Raw genomic sequence first — 8,785 nt, forward strand, 5'->3', positions numbered from 1 at the left:
GGGAAAGGAAGCAAGCTATGAGTGAACTAAGACGCGTGGTCGTTACCGGCATCGGGGCCGTCACCCCCGTGGGCAACGACGCCAAGGAGACCTGGGCGAACCTCAAGGCAGGCAAAAACGGCATCGCCCCCATCTCCCTTTTTGATACAGAAAAATTCAAGGCCAAGCTGGCCGGTGAGGTTCGGGGCTTCGACCCCCTGCAATACATGGATGTCAACGACACCCTGCGCACCGACCGCTACGCCCAGTTCGCCCTGGCCGCCGCCCAGCAGGCGGTGGCGGAGAGCGCCATTGAGGGGGCTGTGGACCCCACCCGCTTTGCCGTCTACTTCGGCACCGGCATCGGCGGCATCGGCACCTTTGAGCTGGAACACACCAAACTGATGGAACGGGGCCCCCGCCGGGTGTCCTCCCTCTTCATCCCCATGATGATCGCCAACATGGCCTCCGGGATGATCGCCATCCGCCACAACTGCCAGGGCCCCGCCATCCCCGCCGTCACCGCCTGCGCCTCCGGCTCCAACGCCCTGGGGGAATCCATGCGGCTGATCCGCCACGGCTACGCCGACGCGGTGATCACCGGCGGGGCAGAGGCCTCCATCACCCCCATCGCTGTGGCAGGCTTTGTCAACATCCAGGCCCTCTCCCTGGCCCAGGACCCCAATGCCGCCTCCCTCCCCTTCGACAAGCGCCGGAGCGGCTTTGTCATCGGGGAAGGCTCCGTGGCCTTTGTCCTGGAAGAATATGAGCACGCCAAGGCCCGGGGCGCTACGATTTACGGGGAAATCTGCGGCTATGGCTCCACCTGCGACGCCCACCACATCACAGCCCCCCACCCAGAAGGGGCCGGCGCTGCCCGGGCCATGGAACAGGCCATGGAGGAAGCTGGGTATTCCCAAAACGACACCGTATACATCAACGCCCATGGCACCGGTACCCATGCAAACGACCTCACCGAGACCATGGCCATCAAGACCGCCCTGGGGGAGGACGCAGCCCACAAGGCCTACATCAGCTCCACCAAGTCCATGACCGGGCATATGCTGGGAGCCGCCGGGGCCATTGACGCCCTGGCCTGCTTGGGCGCCCTGCGGGAGGGCATCGCCCCCCCCACCATCAACCTGGAAGAGCCGGACGAGGCCTGCGACCTGAACTATGTGCCCAAGGTGGCGCAGCCAGCGGACTTCACCTTGGCATTGTCCAACTCCCTTGGCTTTGGCGGGCACAATGCGTGCCTTGCATTTAGAAAGGTGTAAGCATGAAGGAAAGTGATATTCGGAAATACGCGGGGCTGATGCAGGAGCTAGGGCTCACCGGACTGGAAATCACCGAAGACAACCACGTGGTCCGCTTGGAGCGCAACCTGTCCGCCCCCGTCACGGAGACCATCGCCGTCCCCGAAGGCGCAAAGCCGGTGGTGCCGGAGAGCAAAGATCACAGCAGCGTGACCTCCCCCATCGTGGGGGTGTTCTACGCCGCGCCGGCTGAAAATGCCGAGCCCTTCGTCTCCGTAGGCGACCGGGTCAGCAAGGGGACGACCCTGTGCATCATCGAGGCCATGAAGCTGATGAACGAGATCACCGCCGACGAGGACGGGGTAATTGTAGAGATTTGCGTGCGCAACGGCCAGGTAGTGGAATACGGCACAGAGCTGTTCCGCCTCCAAAAGGTGGCGCCATGAAGCGAGACGAAATCCTTGCCCTGCTCCCCCACCGCCCGCCCATGCTGCTGCTGGACGACGTGGTGGAGCAGGAGGGGGAGGCCATCGGCCATTACACCGTCCGGGGGGATGAGTTTTTCCTCCAGGGGCACTTCCCTGGCAACCCCATCGTCCCCGGGGTGATCCTCTGCGAGATTTTGGCCCAATCCGCCTGCGCCCTGATGCAGGACCACCTGCAGGCCGGGCAGCTCCCCGTATACACCGGGCTCAACAACACCAAGTTCCGTTCCTCCGTGAAGCCCGGGGAGACGGTGGAGACCCGCTGCCATATCCGCCGGGCCAAGCACCCCTTCTACTTCGCAGAGGGGACCGTCCGGGTGGGGGAACGCCTGTGCATGTCCACAGAATTTTCCTTCGCCATCACCGGCGGGATGGAGGCATAACCATGTTCTCGAAAATATTGATCGCCAACCGGGGGGAAATCGCGGTGCGGATCATTCGGGCCTGCAAGGAGATGGGAGTCGCCACCGTGGCAGTCTACTCCCAGGAGGACAAAAACGCCCTCCACGTGGCTTTGGCGGACCAGAGCTATTGCATCGGCCCCGCAGAGGCCGGGGAAAGCTATTTGAATGAAACCCAGATCATCAGTACCGCCATCCTGGCCGGGGCCCAGGCCATCCACCCCGGCTATGGCTTCCTGTCAGAGAACCCCCACTTCGCCCGGCAGTGCCGGAAAAACGGCATCGTGTTCATCGGCCCCGACCCGGAGAGCATGGAGGAACTCAGCGACAAGGCCCGGCTGAAGGAGCTGATGAAGGACACGGGCCTCCTGGTCATCCCCGGTACCCAGGCCCTGTCCTCTGTGGACCAGGTCAAGCTGGAAGCGGAGCGGCTGGGGTATCCTGTGATGTTAAAGGCCTGCGCCGGCGGCGGCGGGCGGGGCATCCGTCTCATCCGCAGTGAGGACGAGATCGCCCCCGCCTACCTGGAAGCCAGCGCGGAGGCCCTCAGTGCCTTTGGGGATGGGTCCATGTACCTGGAAAAGTACATTTTCCCAGCCCGGCACATCGAGCTGCAAATGCTGGCCGATGAATATGGCCACGTGGTCTGCCTGGGGGACCGAGACTGCTCCCTCCAACGCCGGAACCAAAAGCTCATTGAGGAGACCCCCTCCCCGGCGGTGGACGCCCAGAGCCGGGCCGACATCATGGCAGCAGCCATCGACGCAGTGAAAAAGATCGGCTATGTGGGGGCGGGAACCCTGGAATTCCTCTACGACCAACAGGGCCGCTTCTGGTTCATGGAGATGAATGTCCGCCTGCAAGTGGAGCACTGCGTCACAGAAATGCTCCTGGGCTATGACCTGGTGAAATGGCAGATCCGCATTGCCGCCGGGATTCCCCTGAACTTCACCCAGGATGAGGTGCAAATCCGGGGGGCAGCCATTGAGTGCCGCATCAACGCCAATAGCTGCGGGAGCTTGAAGATGCTTCACGTCCCCGGCGGACCGGAGGTTCGCTTTGACACCTGCCTCATCGCGGGAACCTCCGTCTCCCCTTACTACGATGCCCTGCTGGGCAAGCTGATCATCTATGCCAAGACCCGGGAGGAAGCATTGCGGAAAATCCGCGCCGCCCTGTGCGAATTGGTGGTGGACGGCATTTCAACGAACATTGAGGAACAACTCAGCTTCGTCGCCGACGAGCGCTTCGTCAGCGGCGAGTACGACTTAACGTTTATGGGAAACAGGTGACGCTATGGCCATCATGAAATTTTTGAAACCCCGAAACCAATTGGAGGAGGGCGGCCGGACCTTCGCCCCTGTGCAGCAGGACGAGGGGGAACCGGAGAAGAAATGCCCCAATTGCCATAAGAGCATCCCCCTGAGCCGTCTTTGGGCCAACCACCAGGTCTGCCCCTGCGGGTACCACTTCCGGATGCGGGGCCGTCCCCGCATCCAGATGCTCGTGGACGCCGGGAGCTTCCAGGAGCTGTTCCCAGATATGCGTTCCAGCAACCCCCTCCTCTTCCCTGGGTACCAGGAAAAGCTGGACAACGTGCGCAGCGTCAGCAACGAGGAGGAGGCAGTGGTCTGCGGCACCGCAAAAATCAACGGGCAGAGCTGTTGCCTCTTCGTCATGGAGCCCTACTTCATGATGGGCAGCATGGGGGCCGTGGTGGGAGAAAAGATCACCAGCCTCTTTGAGTACGCCGCGGAAAAGCGACTGCCTGTGGTGGGCTTCACCGTGTCCGGCGGAGCCAGGATGCAGGAGGGGCTGCTGTCCCTGATGCAGATGGCCAAGACCAGCGCCGCGGTGAAGCGCCACAGCGACATTGGCCTGCTCTATGTGGCAGTGCTTACCGACCCCACCACCGGCGGCGTCACCGCCAGCTTCGCCCTGGAAGCAGACATCATCCTGGCGGAACCCCTGGCCACTGTGGGCTTTGCCGGGGCCAGGGTCATTGAGCAGACCACCAAAAAGACCCTGCCCAAGGGCTTCCAGACGGCGGAGTTTTTGCTGGACCACGGGTTCATCGACCAGGTGGTCTCCCGGAGCGGACAAAAAAAGCTGCTGGGCAATATCCTGGCCCTGCACCATGGAGGGTAACGCTATGACGCAAACATCCTATGACCGGGTGAAGCTGGCCAGAGACAACGGGCGGCCCACCGGGTTGGACTATATCCAAAACGTCTTTAAGGACTTCCTGGAACTTCACGGGGACCGGCGCTTTGCCGACGACCCAGCCATCGTGGGGGGCATCGCCACCCTCTGCGGCGACCCCGTCACGGTAATCGCCATTGAGAAGGGCCACACTGCCAAGGAACGCTCCCTGCGCAACTTCGGCGCCCCCCATCCAGAGGGGTACCGCAAGGCCCTGCGGCTGATGAAGCAGGCGGAAAAATTCGGCCGCCCCATTGTGTGCTTCATCGACACCTCTGGGGCCTACTGTGGCATTGGCGCCGAGGAGCGGGGCCAAGGGCAGGCCATTGGGGAAAACCTCATGGAGATGTCCACCCTCTGCGTCCCCATCCTCTCTATTTTAATCGGCGAGGGGGGCAGCGGCGGGGCCCTGGCCTTGGCGGTGGCAGACCGGGTGTGGATGCTGCAAAACGCCGTATACTCGGTGATCTCCCCAGAGGGCTGCGCCAGCATCCTCTGGAAGGACGCCTCCAAGGCCGCAGACGCCGCCGCCAGCCTGAAGCTCACCGCCGAGGACGCCAAGTCCTTGGGCATCATCGAACGTATCCTGCCAGAAAGCGACCTGGGGCAGAAGAAATTCTACGACCGTATCTCTCTGCTGCTCCACGAAGAACTCAAACTCCTTTCGGCGGACACCGACCTGATTGGAAAACGCTACGCCCGTTTCCGCAATCTCGGCGTGGACGCTGTGGAGAACCACACAAGGAGCCCTTATGAGCATCTACCAAACCTTTTGCCATGAAACCCTGGATGCCGCCGGACATCTGACGGACTTCACCCTCCACTATCCCGACAGCTTCAACTTCGGCTACGACGTGGTGGACGCCATCGCAGCGGCGCAGCCCCAGAAGCGCGCCCTGGTGTGGTGCGCCCCCCAGCAGGAGACCCGGGTGTTCTCCTTCGCGGACATCTGCCGGGAGAGCAACCGCTATGCCCAGGTATTCCAGGAGGCAGGCATTCAAAAGGGGGACCGGGTTATGGTGGTGCTGAAGCGGCACTATGAATACTGGTTCACCGCCGTGGCCCTCCACAAGCTGGGGGCCGTGCTGATCCCCGTAACCCACATGCTCACTGCCAGCGACTACGCCTACCGCATCCAGGCAGCCCAGGTCAAGGCCGTGGTCTGTACCGCCCAGAACCAGGTGCCGGAAAAGCTGCATGAGGCCCTGGCAGAGGCCGGGCAAGCGCTCCTCCTCTGGACCGTCCAGGAAACGGCCCCCGGATGCCGGAACCTGACAGAGGAAGCCGCCCAGGCCCCAGGCAGCTTCCCCCGGGTGGAGACCCAGGCAAGCGACCCCATGCTGCTGTACTTCACCTCCGGCACCACCGGGCAGCCCAAGGGGGTCATCCATGACTTCACCTATCCCCTGGCCCACATCATCACCGCCAAATACTGGCAGCAGGCCCAGGACGACGGCCTGCATTTCACCGTGGCAGAGACCGGCTGGGGCAAGGCCTCCTGGGGAAAAATCTATGGGCAATGGCTGGTGGGCAGCGCGGTGATGGTGTATGACTTTGACCAGTTCGACCCCAAGCAGCTCACCACCATCATCAACCGCTATGGCGTCACCTCCTTCTGTGCACCGCCGACAGTCTACCGCTATCTGGTGCGCAAGGAGATCCCCCCCATGCCCAGCTTGCGTTACGCCACCACCGCTGGGGAGCTCCTAGCTCCGGAGGTGTTCACCCGCTTCACAGAAAAGACCGGCATCCCCCTGGCCGAGGGCTATGGGCAAACGGAGACCACCTTGCTCACCGCCAATTTCTGCGGCTCTCCCCCAGTCCCTGGTTCCCTGGGCACCCCTTCCCCTCTCTATCACTTGGAGCTGCGGGACCGGGACAACTGCCCTGTCCCCGACGGGGAGATCGGGGAGATTGTCCTAGTACCCCCGGAAACAGGCAGGCAGCTGGGGATTTTCTCTGGCTATTTGAACGACGAAGAGTCCTACCACCGGGTCTGGCGGGGAGGCGTCTACCACACAGGGGACACCGCTCACCGGGACCAGGCGGGGCACTTCTGGTTCCACGGGCGCTTTGACGATATCATCAAAAGCGGCGGCTACCGCATCGGGCCCTACGAGGTGGAGCACATCCTGGCCCAGCATCCGGCGGTGTTGGAGTGCAGCGTCATCGGCATCCCCGACCCCCTCCGGGGCCAGGCAGTCAAGGCCGTGGTGGTGCTGAACAGTGGGTTCGAGGCCTCCAAAGCCATCGAGAAGGAGATCAAAGACTTCTGTAACAGCCACTTGGCGGAGTATAAGTGGGTGCGGCTGGTGGAGATCGTCACCGAAATCCCCAAAACCATCAGCGGGAAAATCCGTACCTTTGAGCTGCGCCAGCGGGCCGCCCAGGAGTACCAAACCAGCTAACGGGGCGCAGAGGGCACCAAAATCCGACAATTTTGGTATTTGACGAATCCCAGTTTCTGCTATATAATGAGATACCTTGAATCCGTCCGGCCTCTTGCACAAATGAGGAGATGCTATGACAACTACCCTCCAGGAAGGTATCTTAGATACCGCAGTCTGCGGCTTTCATCAATATGCCCTCACCCCCCCCTTTCATCTGACCTACGCCAGCCAAAACCTCTGCGCCATGCTGGGTCTCTCCAAAGAGGAGCTGGTGAGCGATGCAGCAGACCTATATGCGGCGCGTATCCACCCCGACGACCGGAGGCAATACGCCCGTTTTCTTTATACCCTGGCTGAAACCCAGCAGTCCCAAGCCCTCACCTACCGCCTGGTGAAAAGCGATGGTGAGGTGTTCCATGTCCAGGACACCATGGTGCCCCAGTGGCTGGACGACGGCACCCTGGTGGGCTGCTCCACCCTCTCCGACGTGTCGGCCCTCCGCCAGAGCGCCAACGACCAGTACCGCCTGCGCCGGGAGTGGGAGAACCAGCGTTACATCCAGGCCATCTCCAAGGTCTACGACAAAATCTTTGAGTTCGACCGCGCCCATAACACCATCCGCTGCCTCTATGGACAAAACTCCTCCGTGTTCAAATGGTTGGAGAATATCCCCATGCAGATCACCGAGGCCATCGAAAAGTGGACCATCAACACTGTACACCAGGAGGACCGGGAGACCGTGCTCCGCTTCTTCTCTGCCCAGGCCCAGGGTGCCGGTGCAGACAGCAAGCCCCCCCAGATCAATTACCGTGCCCTGTCCTCCCAGGGGGAGATGAAGCATTACACAGGGATTTTCCTCAAGCTAGATCCCTCCATCAGCCTCTTCTGCTGCCGCAACGTGGCGGAAGCCGATGTGCCTGCCGCCCTGCCCCGGGAGACCCGGGGCTTGAAAGCGGCCAATGAACCCATCTTGGAAGTGGACCTGCCCTTTACCGAGGGCATCGCTGCCTTTGAGGTAGCGGGAGACCTGGTGCGCCCCCTGTATGCCAGCAACAACATCCGTGAATTTTTCGGTTACTCCCAGGAGGAATGGCTCAGCCTGATGCAGACCGGCACCTCCTTGGAGGACTTTGTCTCCCATAGTGGTTCCTCCTATGAGAGCTATGTCAACCTCTTGGAGAACGGGGAGGCAGAATTCACCTATTACGACCTGTCGGAGAACACCGAACGCCGGATCAAAGCCGTCTGCTCCCAAAAAACAGCCGACGGCAATTCCCTGCGCTATGTCATGCTCTATAACATGGATGAGCCGTCAGCCAGCCGGTCTATGGCAGGCCCCCCTGCCGTATCCATCCGAACCTTTGGCTATTTCGATGTCTTTGTGGGGGGGAAGGCCATCGCCTTCCGCACCCAAAAGGCCAAGGAGCTCTTTGCCCTGTTGGTAGACCGCCGGGGCGGGTACATCTCCTCCGACGAGGCCATCGGCTTCCTCTGGGAGAATGAGCCGGTCAACCCCGTCACCTTGGCCCGGTATCGGAAGGTCGCCCTGCGGCTGAAAAACATCTTGGAGGAATACGGCATTGCTGACATCGTGGAATCCGTGGGCGGCAAGCGCCGCCTGGTGATGGAGAAGGTCCAGTGTGACCTTTACGATTACCTCTCCGGCAAGGAGGACTTTGCCCAGAGTTTTAACGGCAGTTACCTCACCAACTATAGCTGGGCGGAAACCACCCTGGGGGCGTTGGCCACCCAGCACATGAAGGAGGAACCATGACGCCATATATACACAGCGTAAACTATTACGAGACCGATAAAATGGGGATCACCCACCATTCCAACTACATCCGCTTCATGGAAGAGGCCCGGCTCCACTTTTTGGCAGAGGCCGGTTACCCCATGCAGCGCTTGGAGGCGGAGGGGATCACCTCCCCGGTGGTATCCCTGAACTGCGACTATAAGCACCCCACCACCTATGGCGACAAGATCACCATCACGGTAACGGCCCAGCGCTACACCGGCGTGAAGCTCTCCCTGGCCTATGTGATGCAGGATGAGGCAGGCCTAGTGGTGGC

Annotated in this window: 9 protein-coding genes; all 9 read left to right on the forward strand. The window is 61.4% G+C overall.

Annotation, left to right across the window (positions count from 1 at the left end):
* Nucleotides 1-17: 17 nt before the first annotated feature.
* Nucleotides 18-1,256: a beta-ketoacyl-ACP synthase II gene (fabF, locus tag ACTOZL_RS07035; RefSeq protein WP_482477515.1), complete on the forward strand. Its 1,239-nt coding sequence runs from the start codon at nt 18-20 to the stop codon at nt 1,254-1,256.
* A 2-nt stretch (nt 1,257-1,258) separates the two neighbouring features.
* Nucleotides 1,259-1,681 carry an acetyl-CoA carboxylase biotin carboxyl carrier protein gene (gene accB / locus ACTOZL_RS07040; protein ID WP_482477517.1) on the forward strand — a complete coding sequence of 141 codons (423 nt, stop codon included), beginning with the start codon at nt 1,259-1,261 and terminating at the stop codon, nt 1,679-1,681.
* The gene (locus tag ACTOZL_RS07045; protein WP_482477518.1) at nt 1,678-2,103 is read left to right on the forward strand and encodes a 3-hydroxyacyl-ACP dehydratase FabZ family protein; all 426 of its coding nucleotides are present in this window, start codon (nt 1,678-1,680) and stop codon (nt 2,101-2,103) included. The genes accB and ACTOZL_RS07045 overlap by 4 nt, the downstream gene beginning before the upstream one ends.
* A gap of 2 nt (nt 2,104-2,105) precedes the next feature.
* On the forward strand, nt 2,106-3,413 hold the full coding sequence (locus ACTOZL_RS07050) for an acetyl-CoA carboxylase biotin carboxylase subunit (protein ID WP_482477520.1): 1,308 nt from the start codon (nt 2,106-2,108) through the stop codon (nt 3,411-3,413).
* A gap of 4 nt (nt 3,414-3,417) precedes the next feature.
* Nucleotides 3,418-4,269, forward strand: a complete 852-nt coding sequence (locus tag ACTOZL_RS07055; RefSeq protein ID WP_482477521.1) for an acetyl-CoA carboxylase carboxyltransferase subunit beta — start codon at nt 3,418-3,420, stop codon at nt 4,267-4,269.
* A gap of 4 nt (nt 4,270-4,273) precedes the next feature.
* A complete protein-coding gene (locus ACTOZL_RS07060; RefSeq protein WP_482477523.1) occupies nt 4,274-5,104 on the forward strand; it encodes an acetyl-CoA carboxylase carboxyltransferase subunit alpha in 831 nt (276 codons plus the stop codon).
* On the forward strand, nt 5,076-6,731 hold the full coding sequence (locus ACTOZL_RS07065; RefSeq protein WP_482477524.1) for an AMP-binding protein: 1,656 nt from the start codon (nt 5,076-5,078) through the stop codon (nt 6,729-6,731). The genes ACTOZL_RS07060 and ACTOZL_RS07065 overlap by 29 nt, the downstream gene beginning before the upstream one ends.
* A 115-nt stretch (nt 6,732-6,846) precedes the next feature.
* Complete coding sequence (locus ACTOZL_RS07070) at nt 6,847-8,487, forward strand: PAS domain-containing protein (protein ID WP_482477525.1); 1,641 nt, start codon at nt 6,847-6,849, stop codon at nt 8,485-8,487.
* A partial coding sequence (locus tag ACTOZL_RS07075) for an acyl-CoA thioesterase (RefSeq protein ID WP_482477527.1) occupies nt 8,484-8,785 on the forward strand: 302 nt, incomplete at its 3' end. The genes ACTOZL_RS07070 and ACTOZL_RS07075, both read left to right, overlap by 4 nt.

Source organism: Evtepia sp., from assembly GCF_056797215.1.

What these genes read in the sequence shown, in the direction of transcription:
- fabF (WP_482477515.1), top strand. Translation starts at nt 18, where the DNA reads ATGAGTGAACTAAGACGCGTGGTCGTTACCGGCATCGGGGCCGTCACC.
- accB (WP_482477517.1), top strand. Translation starts at nt 1,259, where the DNA reads ATGAAGGAAAGTGATATTCGGAAATACGCGGGGCTGATGCAGGAGCTA.
- ACTOZL_RS07045 (WP_482477518.1), top strand. Translation starts at nt 1,678, where the DNA reads ATGAAGCGAGACGAAATCCTTGCCCTGCTCCCCCACCGCCCGCCCATG.
- ACTOZL_RS07070 (WP_482477525.1), top strand. Translation starts at nt 6,847, where the DNA reads ATGACAACTACCCTCCAGGAAGGTATCTTAGATACCGCAGTCTGCGGC.
- ACTOZL_RS07055 (WP_482477521.1), top strand. Translation starts at nt 3,418, where the DNA reads ATGGCCATCATGAAATTTTTGAAACCCCGAAACCAATTGGAGGAGGGC.
- ACTOZL_RS07050 (WP_482477520.1), top strand. Translation starts at nt 2,106, where the DNA reads ATGTTCTCGAAAATATTGATCGCCAACCGGGGGGAAATCGCGGTGCGG.
- ACTOZL_RS07065 (WP_482477524.1), top strand. Translation starts at nt 5,076, where the DNA reads ATGAGCATCTACCAAACCTTTTGCCATGAAACCCTGGATGCCGCCGGA.
- ACTOZL_RS07060 (WP_482477523.1), top strand. Translation starts at nt 4,274, where the DNA reads ATGACGCAAACATCCTATGACCGGGTGAAGCTGGCCAGAGACAACGGG.